This is a genomic window from Yersinia sp. 1252 StPb PI (assembly GCF_048593885.1).
Lineage (GTDB): Bacteria > Pseudomonadota > Gammaproteobacteria > Enterobacterales > Enterobacteriaceae > Yersinia > Yersinia enterocolitica_E.
In genome coordinates this window covers 38,936-58,480 of sequence record NZ_JAZGQE010000007.1, presented here as the reverse complement: position 1 = coordinate 58,480, position 19,545 = coordinate 38,936, and the positions used below count along the sequence as shown (strand labels likewise).

Here is a 19,545-nt window from a genome sequence, read left to right as displayed (position 1 = left end):
TGACCTTGTGATTAATGACTCATAAAAATTAAACCATAATGGTTTGTTATAGATTAACATAGAAGATCAAATCTAAAGTATATCAGTTCAATAAATTAGTTAGCTAAACTGTTATAGGCTGATAAGGGATAATAGTGATGTATATTATTTACTCATCCGCAGAAATCAACCCTTGAGTGTCGATTTCTGCGGATGAGTATAAATAATAGCGGTTTTTATCGTTTTGCATTGCTTTAAACGGTCAAAACAATTTTCCCGATATGTGTACTGCCTTCCATCAACTCATGCGCTTTCGATGCTTCTTCCAGTGGGAATGTCTGGCAGATTTGCGGTTTCATATTGCCCTTACCCAGTAAAGGCCAGACTTGCTTTTGCAGTTCTTGGGCGATCAGTGCTTTTTCTGCAACGCTACGAGAGCGCAATGTGGAGCCGGTGTGTGTCAGGCGTTTTAGCAACATTAACATCAGGTTAAGATCTTTAGCATTACCATTTTGTGTACCAATTTGAACAATACGCCCATTCATGGCCGCAGCTTCATAATTGCGCCCGACATACTCTCCAGCAATTAAATCAACAATAACATCAGCCCCTTTACCGGCAGTAGCGCGTTTAGTTTCAGTGACAAAATCTTGGGTGTGGTAGTTAATAGCAACATCTGCCCCTAACTTCAGGCACGCTTGACGTTTTTCCTCTGAACCCACAGTGACAATCACTGTCTGTGCGCCAAATGCTTTGCTCAGTAATATTGCGGTGGTCCCAATACCCGAAGATCCGCCGTGAATTAAGACTGTTTCACCGGCGCTAAAATGGCCTCGTTGGAATAGGTTGGTCCATACGGTAAAGAATGTTTCAGGTAACGCCGCTGCTTCAATATCAGTAAGGGGGGAGGGAATAGGTAAGGCATTGGTTTCATGTATGACACAGTATTGCGCATAACCCCCACCAGCTATCAGCCCACAGACTCTGTCTCCGATCTTAAAACGGCTAACATCAGCCGCAATGGCGACCACTTCGCCGGCAACTTCTAATCCAGGAATATCTGAGGCTCCCGGCGGCGGCGCATACTGACCACGACGTTGCATCACATCAGGGCGGTTAACACCTGCGGCTGAAACTTTAACTAATATTTCGCCCGCAGCAGGCATCGGTGTTGGACGCTGTACGGCCGCTAAGACTTCTGGTCCACCAGACTGAGTGATTTCAATTGCGACCATATTCGCCGGGAGGTGCGTTAACGATGTCATAATATTCCTCTTGTCGCCTAAAAGTGGTAAGTCCGATGCTATGCCAGTGACTACGAGACTATCTTAGTCTGGTAATGGAAATAATTCATGACGAGAATGTGCTTAAGTGATGACAAAAATAAGCGTCAGAAAACATCAGTGAAGTAGAAAACAAAAAAAGCGCCCAACAGAGTGGGCGCACAAATTTGCAAAGGAGTCGTGCATGTATGGCTTACTTGCAGGGCTACAATCAAGACTAAGAGATGTTTGGAACGCTTTGATTGTATGAACATTACTTTTCTTACGCTATAGGTATAAATCTGAAATTGTGGACCAGGATAACCCGCGGCGTGCGGTGACGAGATAGCCACCGTACGCCGCGCTAAGCCTAATCCTTATAGTGCCAGCAGACCTGATAGTGATAGCTTTCATTCGTCAGCAAGTGATCAGCGTGAACACTAGGGCTCCATGAGTCGTCACCACCGACCCCCATATGAAAACCATCGATATTCAACCAGGTACCTTGCTCTGGTTTTAGTAAGTGCTGGTGGCTGGTTGTCATCAGTTGCTGCGTGCTGTAACGGCTGATACCAAAATGGAACCGACCGGTTAATTGCCAGTTTCCGTAACGCAGAGAGTGGGTATTACAGCGTAAGCCATTTTCACTCGGGAAAATGTAGGGTGTGTGCATCTGCTCAAGCGGCTGTGACCACTGACCATATTGTGCTGAAAGCTGTCGGTCAGGATAGTTTTCATGTGGCCCTAACCCTTGCCAGTCAACATATGGAGCGAGATCTGATAGTTGGCAGCACATACCGATTCTGGCCGGAGGGGGAAGTGATGTTGCCACTTCAACCTGAACATCAATGGTCATACGGCCTTGCTGATCAAAACGGTATAACCAATGTGAATGCAATAGCACTTCATTGGCAAACTCATAGCTGTAGTCGGCACAGATTTGTATTGAGTGGGAGAGGCTATCAGCGTGTAATGATAGACAACGTTGTTCCAACTGATACATTCCCGCCTTTTTCCAGCGTTCAACCCAGGCGTTGGGGTCGATACGGGTTGCTTCGCTAATACCGATATCGTTATCCAGTGGCGCACGAACAAATTGATCACGCAGCGGGCTAAGTAACACCGGTAATTCACCCACCCACCATTGTTCCAGCAAGCCAGTCTGACGATTGAACTGCCAACGCTGTTGCTGGTGAGTCACCATAATCGAGTGCGCATCTTGAATGAGCTGAAGCTCGCTTGGCTCGGTACTGTTTAGCTCAGTGCTATTTGGCACAGAGCGGCGGGGTATAGATAGCGCCCGAGGTAAACGCCATTGATGCCAGGCGCTGCGATGGTTACTGGCTGCCCAAGGTGTTTCTGTTCTCAGCCTGACGTCGACGTTTAACCATAAATGGCCGGGTTTATCTGTCAGGGGTAATTGCTCTGCCAGCCTGTAGTGCTGCGTAGCCTCAGGAGATAAATCAAGAGAAAAGTCACCTTCCTGTATCAATTCGCCGTCTAATTCAATTCGCCAATAGAGCTGTTCATTATCACTGTGTCTGAACAGATATTCACTGGTGACACTTATCACCAGTGGCGTGGTGCTCAGTAATGAAAATTGGAAAAACTGCTGCGCGCATTGTGCTTCGTACAAGCTGGGATGAGGGCTGCGGTCAGGGAAAACTAACCCGTTCATACAAAATTGACGGTCATTGGGGCTATCACCAAAATCACCACCATAAGCCCAGTAAGGTTCACCATTCTCATCATCGCGGACAAGGCTTTGATCTACCCAATCCCAGATAAAACCACCCTGTAACCGAGGATATTGGCGGAATGCCTGCCAGTAACGGGCAAACCCACCAAAGCTATTACCCATTGCATGAGCGTATTCACACAGAATCAATGGGCGAGATTCATCAGGCAAACCAATCCATTTCTTGATTGACCACTTTGGCACCGCTGGGAAAGGTTGGTCCTCATCCACGCGAGCATACATTGGGCATACAATATCGGTCGCGAGCGTATTTGCGCCGCCGCCTTCGTATTGTACCGGACGTGTCGGGTCATTGGTTTTAATCCAGCGATAGAGGGCATCATGGGTTGCGCCATGGCCAGATTCGTTGCCCAAAGACCAAATAATGATACAGGGGTGATTACGGTCACGCTGAACCATGCGCGTAACCCGTTCGCTGAAAGCAGAGAACCACTGAGGATCGTCCGCGAGACGCCCCATCGGTTGCATACCGTGTGTTTCAATATTGGCTTCGTCCACAACATACAGACCATAGCGATCACACAGGCGGTACCACAATGGATGGTTTGGATAGTGTGAGCAGCGCACGGCATTAAAGTTATGCTGTTTCATCAGAATGATGTCTTGCCGCATGCTCTCTTCATCTATGGTCTGACCGGTTTGCGGATGATGCTCATGACGGTTCACCCCCCGAATCAATACCGCTTTACCATTAACCTTAAGCAGACCCTGGTGGATGGCAACTTGTCGAAAACCGACATCATAGGCTTCCGACTCAATCAATTCTTGCTGCTGCGTGAGCAGCGAAATCACGGCGCGATACAGCGTGGGTTGTTCTGCACTCCATAAAGAGGGGGATTCCACCCGCAGCTTAAGATGGGTGCGATCAGTGTATTGCCCACGTTCATCAATGGCTTGGGTACCTAGCGGTTGCTGCAAACTGCTAATTAACTTATCTGCCAGCCACAATTGTACGCGGACTTGGTAAGCCCCAGTTATCTGTGGATCGTTGATGCTGAGTGGAGGAATATTTATCGCTGCCATTACCTCTAAATTGGCAGAGCTGAACTCCGGGGACAAATGTGTGGCGATATGGATATCCCGCAAATGGATCGCTGGTTTGTGAAGCAAACTGACATCACGGAAAATACCGCTCATGCGCCACATATCCTGATCTTCCAGATAACTGCCATCACTCCAACGTAAAACCAGAACGGCGATACGGTTATCACCTGCCTGTAAGTAAGGAGTGAGATCGAACTCAGCAGGCAGGCGACTGTCTTGGGAATAACCCACCCATTTTCCGTTACACCACAGATAAAATGCGGAACTGACACCATCAAAAATAATGCGTGTTTGGCCTGATGAGAGCCAATCTGGCTCTAAAACGAAATTACGCGAATAACAACCGGTCGGGTTCTGTTGTGGTACTCGCGGCGGGTTGACCGGAATAGGGTATTGGACGTTAGTGTAAATCGGGGTGTCGTAACCATGGCGTTGCCAGTTGGCGGGGACTGGCAGTAATCTCGCTCCCGATAAATCGTGCTCAACCCACTCATCTGGTACTCTTTCTGGCTGGTCAAAATAGCTGAATGACCATTGTCCGTTGAGTAAACACCGTTGTGGCGAAGGGGTATCATTTTTTGCGCTGTCGCTATCACGCCAACTGTAAAAGGGAGGATGTGCTTCAAGGCGGTGATACTGCGTCACCTGCGGGTTCTCCCAATCTCTGCGTGACAAAATCTGCGATAGGGGCGGTTGAACCTGCTGTTGAACCTTCTGCTGTGACGTCATGATATCAGCCTCATTTCTGCGATGTGCGTGGATACTTTTTGTGCTGGTAAGTGATCAAAGGGTAAAAATGTTATGCGCTCACAATTGTGTTGGGATAAAGATGAATTCAACGACAGATAAAGTAAATAGTGGTTGGATAAATAGTCGAGAGTGATCGCATTTATTCGTTTTTAAGGATAGAGCGCTTAAAGCGTGCTGTTGTTTGGCGTATTGTCAGTTCAGTGGCTAACAAGAGAGACGCAGAAGGTAACTCAATTGAGTGATGCAGCCTGACAATCAGGCGGGAAACGCTCTCTTCCCCTAATTGCTTGAAGTCCTGCCTGACAGTCGTCAGTGGCGGTTGGAAATAGGCGCTGTCTGCGGTGTCATCGTAACCAATGACCGAGACGTGCTCAGGGACATTGATATTATGCTCATGCAGAGCGCGTAATACACCAAGAGCCATTTGATCGTTAGCGACCAAAATGGCGCTAAAAGGGATGTTGCTGGTAATGAGTTGCAGTGTGGTCTGATAGCCGCTTTTGGCATTCCACTCACCGTGATAGACCGCCTGCGGTGTTAACGAGGCATCATTGAGTACCTGTAACCAGCCCTGATAACGTAACTGGGCTGAAATGGCATTTTTGGGCCCACAGATAAGGGCAATCTGCTGGTGGCCTAAGCTAATTAGGTGTTCAGCCCCCTGAACAGCCCCGACTTTGGCGTCAAACAGAACACTGAAGGCGGTGGATTGTGGATCAACATCCAGGAACAGCACTGGAGTATCAGCACACTGCTGGACAATTTTCTCGCAGCCTTTGGGCTTCAACGGAATATTCACTAAGATCCCGTCCACCCGTTGGGCTAATAGCTCATTTATGGCTTGCTGGCAGGCCGGGCCAGTTTGATCATCAACCATGGCAATCACTATTGCGTACCCCAACTCGCGGGCTTTGCTTTTTATCGCTGCAGCTATTTGAGAAGGGGCATGCAACGCGAGATCTGTCGTTGCCAGCCCAAGCGTAAGGCTATGTTTCCCCGCTAATTGCTGTGCTACGCGGTTAGGAACATAGTTTAAGTCAGCCATGGCCTGTTCGACCTTGCTGCGGGTTTTTGGCGAGACATGAAGGGCCTGGTTTAAAACACGTGATACGGTTTGATATGACACTCCCGCCTGACGTGCAACATCATCTAAGGTGACAGACTTCGGCCTCATGCGTTCTTCTCAGGGATAGGTGGCTGCATATTATAGCAAACTCATGAGATAAACTTTCAGTCCCCATCGGAAAACATGACGTAAAACAGCCCATTTAATACATTTTGCTCTTTTTATTATCGCCAGCGTTTGGGCAGCAGTAGTTTAGTAACAATAAATTTTATGATTATTCTGCGTAAAAGTGGGCATCAAGAGTATAATTAATAGCTTTTTTGGTTTTATTTTAGCCATGCAAACAAGAATCTGTAGTTTGCCCGCTAAAAAGAGTTGCTATTAAAAGCCGGTCATGAGTTAATGCGTCTCGGCCTGTGGTACAGACCTATTTATGCACGACATCTTGAGTAAAGTGGTTCATATTTAAAGCGTTATCGTTGATAGCTCTTCACTGACGAATTTCCTTCATAGTGCCTCCATAAGTAACGACTGATAACCGGCTATAACACGCCCATGGTGGCAAATTTTTTTAATAAAGGAAATACACATGTCTAACATGATGAAAGGTCAAGTAAAGTGGTTCAACGAGTCTAAAGGCTTCGGTTTCATCACTCCAGCTGATGGCAGCAAAGACGTGTTCGTTCACTTCTCTGCAATCCAAGATCAAGGCTTCAAGACCCTGGCTGAAGGCCAGAATGTACAGTTCTCTATCGAGAACGGTGCTAAAGGTCCGTCTGCAGCAAACGTAACTGCAATCTAATTGGCCTTTGGCTGATTATAAAAAAACCCGCTAAGGCGGGTTTTTTACTTTCTGGCATCCGGCAAGATCCTCTGCTTTATCCCCTCGATTCTGATTAACTCAGCTTCTCTTACTCAGTAAGCCAATACTGTTCTACCCTCGAATATATTCACCAAAAGCATACCGTTGTTTATACGTAAACCTTATCATTCTCACCTTATTCTGTACTACACTAGCAGCATTGATTTAATTGAAGGTAATATCATGAAAGTGAATGATCGGGTGACAGTAAAAACCGATGGCGGCCCACGGCGTGAGGGGGTTGTGTTAGAGGTTGAGCAGTTTAGTGAGGGCATTATGTATCTGGTTTCGTTGGAAGATTACCCCGCAGGTGTCTGGTTCTTTAACGAGATTGATAGCCATGATGGCACCTTTGTCGAGCCACTTCACCCGTAACATTGGTGTTCTGTCTGTTGTGCTGCGAGCGGCGCAATAAAAAACCGGAGGAAGGTGAATACACCTTGCCTCCGGTTTTGCTATCTAAATATCGTCACTATAGTTTGGTTGAACGATTTCGGTGTTAACTCAGAACGTTTCCCAGTTTAGTGAGTCGTCACCGGACTTCTTATTCCCGACCGCGCTCTTCTGTTTGGTGGACATAGGTGCTGGAGTTTTCAGTGACGGGGCAGGGTTGCCGCCTTTTAAATGGAATACTGCAACGGCTTGAGTCAAGATTTCAGCTTGTTGTTCCAACGAGGCCGCCGCCGCTGACGCTTCCTGAACTAAAGAGGCATTCTGTTGCGTGACATTGTCCATTTCTGAAACTGCCTGGGCAACCTGACTAATACCACGACTCTGCTCATCAGAAGCAGAGGCAATTTCACCCATAATATCAGTTACATGACTAACGGCTGTCACGATCTCATTCATCGCTTTACCGGCATCGGACACCAGGATGGATCCATCACCAATCAGGTCAACCGAGGCCTCAATCAACGATTCTATCTCTTTGGCAGCATCGGCGCTGCGCTGTGCCAGATTACGGACTTCACTGGCCACTACAGCAAAACCACGGCCTTGTTCGCCCGCCCGGGCAGCTTCAACCGCAGCATTCAGAGCCAGAATATTCGTTTGGAACGCGATACTATTAATTACATTGGTAATTTCAGCAATTTTCATTGAACTGAGGGATATCTTATCCATCGTGCTAACAACATCATTAACGATATCGCCACCCTGAGCAGCTTTACCTGAGGCGTTGGCTGCGAGCTGGCTCGCATGATGGGCATTCTCCGCATTTTGTTTTACGGTTGCGGTCAGTTGCTCCATGCTGGCGGCGGTCTGTTCAAGTGATGCGGCTTGTTGCTCGGTACGTGCCGAAAGGTCGGTATTACCCAGTGCAATTTCACTCGATCCCTGGTAAATAGATTCAGCACTGCTGCGCACAGCTTCCACAGTTAGGGATAACGAATCCTGCATTTGTTGGATATTGTTACCCAGCACACCAATTTCATTGCGGCCAAATGAGACCGAACTTTGTGTCAAATCCCCCTGAGCAATACGCTGAATACGTGCTACCAGCCAATTAATCGGCTTGATGATGACTTTGCTGATCACTAAAAAAGCAATTAATGTCAGTAAGATGGCCAGAATAAAAGCGCCTCCCATCAGCATATAACCAAGACGGGCTTGTTGTTGGGCGGTCTGATTAATCTGGTTAGCCCGTTCGGTGCGATACTTAACTGCTTTCAGCAGTGGTTCATTATAAGCATCATCCAACTGATTAAGTTTTTCAGCTTCGAGGGAAATAACTTCTTCAAAATGACCTTCTTTCGTCGCGTCGAGCATGAGTTTCATCCCCTCGTCGCGATACTGTTCATAGGCTTTTTTCAATGGTGCATCTAATGCGCTATCCGTTTCGGATTTAACCGGACGGTTATAGTAGAGATTAAACATTTGCTGCGATTGAGCGATACGGCTCTCAGCGTTTTTTAGCCCCTGCTGATAACCCTCGGTATCACCGATACGTGCCGCTGATGCTGCTTGAATCAGAATAAGGCGTGCAGTACGCAGGTGGTTCGAACTGTTAGACAGACCCAGGCGGATATCTAGCTCTTGCGTCGCCTCTTCCAGTGATTGGTTACTCTGTTTTAAGAAGTAACCTGACGTCCCAATCGCCGCTGCAAATAAAAGCAGTATTCCCGCCAAGATGGCGATAAACAAAGTGACCAGACGCATATTATTAATAAACAATACTTTCGTATTTTTATTCTGTTCTGGCGCTATTTTTATATCCAATGGCTGATGCGTACTTCCACGTTTCATTGTTAGTTCCGTTTCTATAGTCGCTCGAGGAAAGGTCCTTGCCTGATGTACCCGGTATGTTTGAAGCTATAGCCTGGTTCGCTGTAACGCCGATTTACGGTGGGTACAGGCATCGCTACTTACAGTTAATCCACCCCTATATCTAAAAAAATCTCAACAGTCCTTTAAGAACCTATCGGCAACGGAGCTAAAATAGTTAGGGTTATAAATGGGATCACGATCGCAATTTGGATTAAAGATTGATGGGATTTCTGTAATTGTGTCAATGACTTGATGGTAAGGACAGGGGGATGCACTCAGTTGGCTGAGTGAGGGGGTATAGGTGTCATTGTGCGCGAGTCTTAGCGAGGGTGATTGAGTATGGGCACCGACGTGGGGAATGGCAGGTAAGAGTGTTTGAGTTGATTCTCTTATCTCTGTTTTATTCTTATATGCCCCTGACGCATGCTCAATGGCTTGAGTAGAGTATGATGTAATTAATCGATATATTATAAATATTAAGTTTATTGTTTAATTCATTGGGGCTGGTTTAGGTTTTGTTTAGAAATATAGACTTTACATAATTATCACACGCAACTATACTCTTGAAAAATTTCGGTGGAGAAAATAATGGATACGCAAAGTAGTAGTCAAATAAGCAAGGCAAGCTAACCTATCTCTCTACAGATTTGTTGCTTGCCGAAAATGGCGGGCAGCACCCTCTCTTATTTCCTGAGTTGTGCATACCCAAGTAGACCCTTATTACTTGACGTTATCGTGGCGCTGGTGGTGTTTATTCACTTGAAGCCCATATTTTAGTCAGCGCAACGAGATTCATTCAATCGTTGTCTGGTTATAACGCCAATAAGTGTGGGTGTCATATTTCACTCGATGTTTAATCATCGAGGGTAATAATTCGGGTTTTTATTATGGTATTTAACAACCACGCACTTTTTCCTCCCGGCAGAAACACGGGCTATTGCTGATTTATACCCTCGGGTTATATATCTCAGCACAATTACCTGTGTGCTAAATAGCACATGATTATTCTACCAATGATTAATTCATGGAGAGAATCATGGCATTAACTCCTTTTGTCGTAAATTTATTACTGGCGATGTGTTTGGGCGCATTAATTGGCGCTGAAAGACAATGGCGCCAGCGTATGGCGGGCTTACGTACTAATGCATTAGTCGCGACCGGTGCTGCAGTATTTATTCTCAGCTCTTATGCCACATCCCCTGATAGCCCTGGTCGTATCGCCGCTCAAGTTGTTTCAGGCATCGGTTTTTTGGGTGCAGGCGTCATTATGCGTGAAGGCATGAATATTCGTGGCCTGAACACCGCAGCTACACTCTGGTGCTCGGCGGGTATTGGTGTGCTTTGTGGCTTGGGACTGTATTGGAATGCAGTGGCCGCCACTGCCGTTATTCTGTGTGCCAATATATTGTTACGGGAGGCGGCGCAACGGATTAATATGCAGCCTCAGCAACAAGCTATAGACCTGGAAGTTCGTTACCGGATTCAGGTCACTTGTGGTGCGGAAGATGAGATATTGGTTCGCACCCTTATTTTACAGGCGTTAAATGGTGTGGCATTACGATTACAGTCACTTTGCAGTGCAGATATTGCCAAACCCGGTCAGTTGGAAGTGTGTGCAGAAATAATGGCGACACCCGCAGCGCAAAGAGAAATTGAAAGTATTGTTTGCCGTGTCAGTCTGGAGCGGAGCGTCAGTGCCGTCCATTGGCGTATCGCATCTGAATTACCTGCTTAATAATAAAGTAATTTACTCATTAATAAGTTGCTCAATTTTTTGCAATAAATAATTAAATACTGACCCATGTGGTAGTAAGGAGTTGTTATGGACGATCACCCCGGAGTTAACCAAATTAGTCGCTGCTAATTAAATATAAATACAAAGTTGGCAGCGCAATAATAGTTCAGCACATTTATCTCTCAATAATTGAGCGGATAAACCCTGTGCGTTTAGAATTAAAAGAGAAGCGTTATGACCCAATTCAAAAAAACAGTTACCAGCCGTAGCAGTAATAAAAAAACTTTTGCTATCGCGCAAGAGGCCAAGAATAGTTTGGATCAAACATTATCCAAGTTGAATGCTAATTTAAATGGGCTGACAGAAGAGGATGCCAGGGAGCGACTGGAATTATACGGCATTAATCAGGTAGCACATGAGAAAGCGCCCCCAGCGTTGCTTCAGTTATTGGCAGCATTTAATAACCCTTTTATTTTTGTTTTGATGGTATTGGCGGCAATCAGTTTCTTTACTGATTATTGGCTGCCATTACAACAGGGTGAGGAAACTGATCTGATAGGTGTCACTATTATTGTGACGATGGTATTGATCAGTGGTTTATTGCGTTTCTGGCAGGAGTACCGCACCAATAAAGCGGCTGAAGCCCTGAAATCGATGGTGCGAACCACCGCCACAGTATTACGCCGTAGTAGCCATAGTGCCCAACCGGCAAAACAAGAAATTGCGATTAAGCAATTAGTGCCGGGGGATATCATTCTGTTATCCGCCGGAGATATGATTCCGGCAGATTTACGGCTCATTAAATCCAGAGATTTGTTTATCAGCCAGGCGATCCTGACCGGAGAAGCTATCCCTATTGAAAAGTACGACGCAATGGGGGCCATCAGCTCAAAATCAGTAGATGCGGATGCCAATAGCGAGAGTGAATTACTTGAATTATCTAATATTTGTCTGATGGGAACTAACGTTGCCAGTGGAACGGCAATGGCTGTGGTTGTGGCTACCGGCGGGCATACTTATTTCGGGTCGCTTGCTAAGTCGATTGTTGGCACACGCGCGCAGACGGCATTTGATCGTGGCGTCAACAGTGTCAGTTGGTTATTGATTCGTTTTATGTTGGTAATGGTACCGATTGTATTGCTAATTAATGGTTTTACAAAAGGTGATTGGACTGAAGCGGCACTATTTGCATTGGCAGTTGCGGTTGGGTTAACCCCTGAAATGTTGCCAATGATTGTCAGTTCTAACCTGGCGAAAGGTGCAATTGCTATGTCACGGCGCAAAGTTGTGGTTAAGCGATTGAATGCAATACAGAACTTTGGTGCTATGGATGTGTTGTGCACAGATAAAACCGGCACATTAACCCAGGACCGCATCATTCTTGAACACCACCTGGATGCCAATGGCAGCAATGACAATAAAGTGCTGCAATTAGCATGGCTTAATAGTTTCCATCAAAGTGGTATGCGCAATCTGATGGATCAGGCGGTCATAAAATTTAGCCGCGGTAAACCTGAAATAGATGCCTTGCGCGGCTTTAACAAGGTCGATGAATTACCGTTTGATTTTATCCGTCGCCGTCTGTCAATTGTGGTAAAAGATGAGCAGCAGCACCAGCGCTTAATTTGCAAAGGTGCGGTGGAAGAGATGCTGAGCATCTGCACCCAAGTTCGCGAGGGAGATAAGATATACCCACTGGATGAAGCCCGCAGAGCCAAATTACTGGCGTTAGCCACGCAATATAATGAAGACGGTTTTCGTGTTTTGTTACTGGCAACCCGTGAGTTAGGGACTCAGCTCAGTGAATTACCGTTAAATATTAATGATGAACGTGATTTGGTTGTTCAAGGGCTACTGACTTTCCTCGATCCGCCAAAAGAGAGCGCGGAGGCTGCTATCACCGCACTGCGTGAAAATGGCGTTGCAGTAAAAGTGTTAACGGGCGATAACCCGATTATTACGGCAAAAATCTGCCGCGATGTCGGGTTGGAGCCGGGGGAACCGCTGAGTGGCCGTGATATTGAAGGTATGGATGATGAAACGTTAGCGCGTGAAGTCGAGTTGCGCACAGTGTTTACCAAACTTACCCCTTTGCAAAAATCACGGGTGCTAAAAATGCTGCAAAGCAATGGGCATACCGTTGGTTTTCTTGGCGATGGCATCAATGATGCACCGGCATTACGCGATGCTGACGTGGGGATATCGGTTGATACTGGCACTGATATCGCTAAAGAGTCGGCAGATATTATTCTGTTAGAAAAGAATCTGATGGTGCTGGAGGAGGGGGTTATTATAGGGCGTGAAACCTTCGGTAATATCATCAAATATCTGAATATGACGGCTAGCTCGAATTTCGGCAATGTGTTCTCAGTGCTGGTTGCCAGTGCATTTATTCCTTTCTTACCCATGCTTGCCATCCACCTGCTGTTACAAAACCTGATGTATGACATTTCCCAGCTCTCCCTGCCGTGGGATAAAATGGACAAAGAGTTTTTACGCAAACCGCGTAAGTGGGATGCTAAGAATATTGGCCGCTTTATGCTATGGATTGGGCCAACTTCCTCAATTTTTGATATTACGACTTATGCGCTGATGTGGTTTGTTTTTGCGGCTAACAGTGTTGAGCATCAGGCTTTGTTCCAGTCCGGTTGGTTTATTGAAGGTCTGTTGTCGCAGACGTTGGTTGTCCATATGTTGCGCACACAAAAAATACCGTTTATTCAAAGTACCGCCGCCTTGCCAGTGCTATTGACGACCGGATTGATCATGGCAATAGGTATCTATATTCCGTTCTCACCATTGGGAGCATTAGTCGGATTGCAACCATTACCGTGGCAATATTTCCCTTGGTTGGCAGGTACCTTAGTCAGCTACTGTGTTGTTGCGCAAATGATGAAGCAATTTTATATTCGCCGCTTCGGCGAGTGGCTGTAATTGCTTCGATTAATGGCTAGGTTTTATATCCGGCAAGACTATTTGTTGCTATCAGGGCATTGATATAACAGTTTCCGGGGCGAGTTGGCCCCGGAATTATGTCGACTATTCATTACTGACGCGAATCACCAACTTGCCAAAATTCTTGCCTTCCAATAGGCCGATAAAGGCTTGCGGCGCATTTTCTAGTCCGTCAACCAAGTCTTCACGGAACTTGATTTTGCCCTGATCAACCCATTGGGTCATTTGCTGTAGGAAATCACCAAAATGATGGCCATAGTCATCAAAAATGATAAATCCTTGCATCCTAATCCGTTTGCGCAAAATGATGCTTTGCAACAGTGGCAAACGATCCGGGCCGTCCGGTAATTCCGTATCGTTATAGCGTGCTATCAACCCGCATACTGGAATACGGGCGCGTGGGTTCAGCAATGGTAATACCGCGTCAAATACCGCACCACCTACGTTTTCATAATAAATATCAATGCCGTCAGAACAGGCTTTCTCCAATTGTTGCGCAAAATCTGTTGCCCGGTGGTCAATACAGGCGTCGAAGCCCAATTCTTCCACCACATAGCGGCATTTCTCCGATCCTCCGGCTATCCCGATAACTTTGCATCCTTTTAGTTTACCGACTTGCCCGACAACTGAGCCAACCGCGCCACTGGCTGCGGCAACGACCAGAGTTTCGCCCGCTTTGGGCTGACCAATATCCAATAGTCCCATATAAGCCGTGAAACCAGGCATGCCCAAAACGCCCAGAGAGCGTGAAGGATGGGAGAGTTGTGGCCCCAAATTGCGGATACCAGCACCATCCGATAACGTATAGTCTTGCCAGCCACTGTTGGCCAAAACCCAATCACCCACTTGAAACTCCGGGTGATTAGAGGCTTCAACGCGTGAGACGGCCCCGCCTACCATGACGTCACCAATTTCAACCGGCGCGGCATAGGAGGGGGCGTCGCTCATACGGCCACGCATATAGGGGTCAAGCGACAAATAGCGAGTGCGAAGTAGCACCTGACCTGCTGCGGGTTGCGCAATAGGTTGAATATCTAAGGTGAAATTTTCGCTGGTTGGTGTGCCATGTGGGCGTGAAGCCAGCAGAATACGGCGGTTACTGGTTTTATCTTGAGGCATCAAATTCCCTTACTTGGACGGAGTAAAAAGGCCGGTAGTGAACATAGCGAATATTAAAAATAACGCGTGTTGAGAATAATAGTAGAACTCGGCGGGATGATTTCAGCTAATAGTGCGGCAACACAGCGAAAGGTATTACGGTTCTGACAGAACGGTTGCCGCAACGCGCAGCTACGGGTTAATTAAAGTGGGACGATCAACACGTCGACACTACTGGTATTAATCAGCTTGGCAGCAGAACAGGAGAGTTTATTCATTAGGCTTGTACTGTGGTTACCGCAGATAACTAAATCAATATGCTGCTGTTGGCAAACGTAAGCCATGCTATCAGCGAATTGCCCGTGCACAATGGATCTATCCTCTATGGGATAATCTGCATTAATCGCTAACTCCTCCATAAATAGTTGCGCTTCTTCTTGCAACACAGAACGCAAGTCTCCCAGCATGGGGGCAGCATAACTGCTGTACATTTCTGGCTCAGTTGTCAGGGTGATTAACGAAACCCTGCCATTATAGGGCCGCACGATAGAAACGGCTTTATTAACCAATTGTTGGCTATCGGGTGAAAGGGCAACTGCGACCAGTACATTTCTGTATCCCATCATTAAGCTCCCATAAGCGCGGCTATAGATTAAAGGTTAGGGGAATACACCTTTGATAAATGGGATGTCAGTCACATTTGGTTACGACCAGCCAATAATGCGAGCCGTGATAGGGCGTTAATTAAAATAGTCGCTAATAAGCAATGTTTGAAACTTATATTTCAAACATTATTAATTATTTTAAATTACATTTTATTCACAAATTCCTTGTAAAAACGCGGGTATGAACCAAAGTTAAAACTGCGGCAGAATGAAATGTGTGCAATAGCGTTGAACTGAAACATGCAGTTACCTCTGTTGCCTTTTTTAATACATGTTGTTGGGTTTTTTAACGTTAAAAGGTAAATGGGTTAATAAATGGTCGATAGGCGGTGTTTTGTGAAATCGCATAAATATTCGTTAAAACAAAATAGTTTCGGAAGGGTAGTTATAGGATAACCGAACTATAATCCTCTGCTTTAGTCCTTACTGCTGATAATTTTGGGTTATAACAGATTTATGTTCTGCTATTTTGCTTTAGGAATGCTTTTGTTCGAACTGATCTAAAAACACTAAGAATTGGGCCTATATATCTAGTTTTTTAGCTCTTTTCTGACTTGTGAGTGTTTTTTAACCATGGGTGTGAGTGAAAAATGAACAATTATGGGTGTAAGAAACAGCTTTATATTTTATTTTTGTGACCTGCATCACATTGCATTTAAAATGAATCACTAGTCACATTGTATGTGCTAACGATTCGGGAGTAGAGTTGGGCCTCTTTAGGAATAATCCTAATATTTTGTAAGAAAAATTGCATAGCAAAATGCACTATCAGAGCAGCACAAAACCGAGCTGCCAAGTTTACGACATGTTATTTCATACCAAAATGGTATTTTTGTAATGTAACACCAGTAGGTTTTAATTACTTTTAGTTCTATGGGTTTTAATTAACTGTATAGCGGGAAGGATCCCAGGTCTTGGGTGAAGAATTCTATCATCCAACTTATGTTTTAAAACATAATCAGTCGGGATGTATAAAATGAGTACGTCTGAATTACTCAAACATATTTATGATATTAATTTGTCTTACTTGCTTTTAGCACAACGGTTAATTAACGATGAAAAAGCCTCAGCGATGTTTCGTCTGGGTATTACAGATACTATGGCCGACGCATTAGCGCAGTTAACTTTACCGCAAATGGTTAAATTAGCTGAGACTAACCAATTAGTCTGTCATTTCCGTTTCAGTGACCACAACACTATTCATCATCTGACGAAAGAATCTCGTGTCGATGACTTGCAGCAAATCCACACAGGGATCCTATTGTCGAGTCACTTACTCCACGAGCTATCGTTACAAGACGGTAGTGCGCCTAAAAAAAGAGCATGACTGATGGTTGTGAAAAGTATTGTCCAGGAAGCCAAAGACATTCATTTGGCAATGGAGTTGATCACTTTAGGTGCGCGTTTGCAGATGCTTGAAAGCGAAACGCAACTCAGCAGGGGGCGATTAATTAAGCTCTACAAAGAGCTGAGAGGGAGTCCGCCACCTAAAGGAATGCTGCCGTTTTCGACTGATTGGTTTATGACCTGGGAACAAAACATTCATTCATCGATGTTTTATAACGCTTATAGCTTCCTGCTAAAAAGCGGGCAATGCACCGGTGTTGAGGCCGTTATTAAGGCCTATCGTCTTTATCTGGAACAGTGTCCTGATCAGTCTGGAGTGCCGCCATTACTGGCGTTAACTCGTGCCTGGACCCTGGTTCGATTCGTTGACAGTGGTATGTTGCAACTCTCAGGTTGCAGTTGCTGTGGTGGGACTTTTATCACCCATGCGCATCAACCACGAAATAGCTTTGTTTGCAGTCTCTGCCAGCCACCTTCCCGCGCAGTAAAAAAACGTAAACTTTCTCCGCCATCTGCCGATATTACTTCACAACTGCTGGATGAGCAGGTTAGACGCGCAGTTTGAGTCTCTTTGAGTTGTCAGAGTTTTTTGGTTACAGCTGCGGTATGGATACCGTTCCTGTAGCCAGTTAATGACAATTCATTGCACTCAAAGGGTGCTAACGCCTCACCTTCCACCCACACACTTTGCTAAGGATGTCGCGTGTTAGTTATTTTGGGTTATATCGTGGTCTTAGGTGCGGTCTTCGGTGGCTACATGATTGTTGGTGGCAACCTTGGCGCACTGTATCAGCCAGCCGAATTTTTAATTATCGGCGGTGCAGGTATCGGTGCATTTATCGTGGGTAACAACGGCAAAGCGATAAAAGCGACAATAAAGGTCATGCCAAAATTGATGCGCCGTTCTAAATATAACAAAGTCCTGTATATGGACTTAATGGCGTTACTTTACCGTTTATTAGCTAAATCCCGTCAACAGGGAATGCTGTCACTGGAACGGGATATAGAAAGTCCGCGGGAAAGTGAAATTTTCTCTAATTATCCTCGGATCTTGGCCGATAAGTTATTAGTGGAATTTATTACTGATTATTTACGGTTAATTGTCAGCGGAAATATGAATGCTTTTGAAATCGAAGCACTGATGGATGAAGAGATAGAAACTCACGAACAAGAATGTGAAGTTCCCGCAGGTAGCCTGGCGATGGTGGGGGATTCGTTACCCGCATTCGGTATTGTTGCTGCGGTTATGGGGGTGGTACATGCCCTGGCTTCCGCCGACCGACCCGCCGCAGAACTTGGGGCACTAATTGCCCATGCGATGGTGGGGACGTTTCTGGGTATTTTGCTGGCATATGGCTTTATTTCACCTTTGGCCACCTTGTTGCGTCAACAGAGTGCAGAAACCACCAAAATGATGCAGTGCATCAAGGTGACACTGCTTTCCAGCCTGAACGGATATGCGCCACAAATTGCCGTGGAGTTTGGTCGTAAAACGCTCTACACCACTGAGCGTCCATCGTTCATTGAGCTGGAAGAGCATGTACGCAGAGTGAAAGCGCCGGCACCGCAAGCGACAGAAGAGGACGCATGAAGCATCAGAACCACCCCGTTATTGTGATTAGAAAGCGAAAAGCTAAGCATGGTGGCGGTCATCATGGCGGGTCATGGAAAATTGCTTACGCTGACTTTATGACAGCGATGATGGCCTTCTTTCTGGTGATGTGGTTGCTATCGGTTTCCAGCCCGCAGCAACTGACGCAAATTGCGGAGTATTTTCGGACACCGTTGAAAATAGCGTTGACCAGCGGTGATAAGAGCAGTGCCAGTACCAGTCCGATTCCTGGGGGCGGTGATGATCCCACCCAGCAAGTGGGCGAGGTACGCAAGCACATCGATTCAGAAGAGAGTCGCAAAGAAGAGTATCGACTGAACAAGTTGCGGGAAAAACTGGATCAATTAATCGAATCCGACCCGAGATTGAGAGCATTACGGCCACATCTGTTGATTAACATGATGGAAGAAGGGCTAAGAATTCAGATTATTGATAGCCAGAATCGGCCCATGTTTAAGATGGGCAGTGCGCAGGTAGAGCCGTATATGCGTGATATTTTACGTGCTATAGCCCCTATCTTGAATGACATACCAAACAAAATCAGTCTGTCTGGGCATACCGATGATCTGCCGTATGCCAATGGCGAACGAGGTTACAGCAACTGGGAGTTGTCGGCTGATCGTGCTAATGCTTCACGGCGTGAATTGCTCGCCGGTGGTTTGGATGAGGGAAAAGTGCTGCGGGTGGTGGGCATGGCCTCGACGATGCGCTTAAAAGAGCAAGCAGCGGATGATCCGGTTAACCGTCGAATCAGTATTTTAGTGCTGAACAAACAGACGCAACATGATATTGAGCATGAGAATTTAGATAACAAAGCGCTGGATATAGAAAAAGCCGCGAGCTTAAAGCAGCTTGAAACCAGTGGGACTGTGCCAACCGCGACGCCTGCTGCTGCGACAGCGCCAACGGGTACGGCAACCTCCACCGGGCAAACCGCGACTGGGGCGGTAACAGTATCGGCGGCAGTACCGGTAACGGCAGCACCTGTGAAAACGATAACGCAGCCTGCAACAGCACCACAAACACAACAATCGAGCACGGGGAGCATCACTCCAGCGACCACTGGGCCAACGACATCGTTGCCAGCGGCACCTGCAAGTAATGCACCGGTCTCTCCGACAAGCCGCGACGCACAGTAGAGGTGAC

14 protein-coding genes are annotated in these 19,545 nt (G+C 46.2%); 8 read left to right on the top strand and 6 right to left on the bottom strand.

What is annotated here, in order from left to right:
• Positions 1-233: 233 nt before the first annotated feature.
• The 3 genes from V2A85_RS02290 to V2A85_RS02280 form a co-directional block, all read right to left on the bottom strand.
• Positions 234-1,244 carry an NAD(P)H-quinone oxidoreductase gene (locus tag V2A85_RS02290; protein ID WP_420070836.1) on the bottom strand — a complete coding sequence of 337 codons (1,011 nt, stop codon included), beginning with the start codon at positions 1,242-1,244 and terminating at the stop codon, positions 234-236.
• A 367-nt stretch (positions 1,245-1,611) separates the two neighbouring features.
• Positions 1,612-4,773 (bottom strand): beta-galactosidase, encoded by a 3,162-nt coding sequence (locus V2A85_RS02285; RefSeq protein WP_420070835.1) that lies wholly within the window; start codon positions 4,771-4,773, stop codon positions 1,612-1,614.
• A 160-nt stretch (positions 4,774-4,933) separates the two neighbouring features.
• Positions 4,934-5,968, bottom strand: a complete 1,035-nt coding sequence (locus V2A85_RS02280; protein WP_420070834.1) for a LacI family DNA-binding transcriptional regulator — start codon at positions 5,966-5,968, stop codon at positions 4,934-4,936.
• Between the two features lie 481 nt (positions 5,969-6,449).
• On the opposite strand from V2A85_RS02280, the gene cspE reads away from it, so the two are divergent.
• Entirely contained in the window at positions 6,450-6,662 is a 213-nt protein-coding gene (cspE, locus tag V2A85_RS02275) for a transcription antiterminator/RNA stability regulator CspE (RefSeq protein ID WP_002210893.1), read from the top strand.
• Between the two features lie 243 nt (positions 6,663-6,905).
• On the top strand, positions 6,906-7,097 hold the full coding sequence (gene dsrB, locus V2A85_RS02270) for a protein DsrB (RefSeq protein ID WP_372558655.1): 192 nt from the start codon (positions 6,906-6,908) through the stop codon (positions 7,095-7,097).
• Between the two features lie 129 nt (positions 7,098-7,226).
• Here the strand turns inward: dsrB and V2A85_RS02265 are convergent, their stop codons facing one another.
• Complete coding sequence (locus tag V2A85_RS02265; protein ID WP_083159180.1) at positions 7,227-8,966, bottom strand: methyl-accepting chemotaxis protein; 1,740 nt, start codon at positions 8,964-8,966, stop codon at positions 7,227-7,229.
• A 1,057-nt stretch (positions 8,967-10,023) separates the two neighbouring features.
• Between V2A85_RS02265 and V2A85_RS02260 the strand changes: the two genes are divergently transcribed.
• Complete coding sequence (locus V2A85_RS02260) at positions 10,024-10,722, top strand: MgtC family protein (protein WP_193784678.1); 699 nt, start codon at positions 10,024-10,026, stop codon at positions 10,720-10,722.
• A gap of 234 nt (positions 10,723-10,956) precedes the next feature.
• Complete coding sequence (gene mgtA, locus V2A85_RS02255) at positions 10,957-13,656, top strand: magnesium-translocating P-type ATPase (RefSeq protein ID WP_372558657.1); 2,700 nt, start codon at positions 10,957-10,959, stop codon at positions 13,654-13,656.
• Positions 13,657-13,761: 105 nt separating this feature from the next.
• Here the strand turns inward: mgtA and V2A85_RS02250 are convergent, their stop codons facing one another.
• Both V2A85_RS02250 and uspC read right to left on the bottom strand, forming a co-directional pair.
• The gene (locus V2A85_RS02250) at positions 13,762-14,796 is read right to left on the bottom strand and encodes an NADP-dependent oxidoreductase (protein ID WP_083159177.1); all 1,035 of its coding nucleotides are present in this window, start codon (positions 14,794-14,796) and stop codon (positions 13,762-13,764) included.
• Positions 14,797-14,978: 182 nt separating this feature from the next.
• Positions 14,979-15,398, bottom strand: a complete 420-nt coding sequence (gene uspC / locus V2A85_RS02245) for a universal stress protein UspC (protein ID WP_083163715.1) — start codon at positions 15,396-15,398, stop codon at positions 14,979-14,981.
• Between the two features lie 1,018 nt (positions 15,399-16,416).
• On the opposite strand from uspC, the gene flhD reads away from it, so the two are divergent.
• The 4 genes from flhD to motB all read left to right on the top strand — a co-directional run bounded on the left by flhD (position 16,417) and on the right by motB (position 19,538).
• The gene (gene flhD, locus V2A85_RS02240; RefSeq protein ID WP_193784677.1) at positions 16,417-16,767 is read left to right on the top strand and encodes a flagellar transcriptional regulator FlhD; all 351 of its coding nucleotides are present in this window, start codon (positions 16,417-16,419) and stop codon (positions 16,765-16,767) included.
• Between the two features lie 3 nt (positions 16,768-16,770).
• Entirely contained in the window at positions 16,771-17,352 is a 582-nt protein-coding gene (gene flhC / locus V2A85_RS02235; protein WP_083159175.1) for a flagellar transcriptional regulator FlhC, read from the top strand.
• Between the two features lie 138 nt (positions 17,353-17,490).
• Entirely contained in the window at positions 17,491-18,378 is an 888-nt protein-coding gene (gene motA / locus V2A85_RS02230) for a flagellar motor stator protein MotA (RefSeq protein WP_083159174.1), read from the top strand.
• Positions 18,375-19,538 carry a flagellar motor protein MotB gene (gene motB / locus V2A85_RS02225; RefSeq protein WP_420070833.1) on the top strand — a complete coding sequence of 388 codons (1,164 nt, stop codon included), beginning with the start codon at positions 18,375-18,377 and terminating at the stop codon, positions 19,536-19,538. The genes motA and motB overlap by 4 nt, the downstream gene beginning before the upstream one ends.
• Positions 19,539-19,545: the final 7 nt, after the last annotated feature.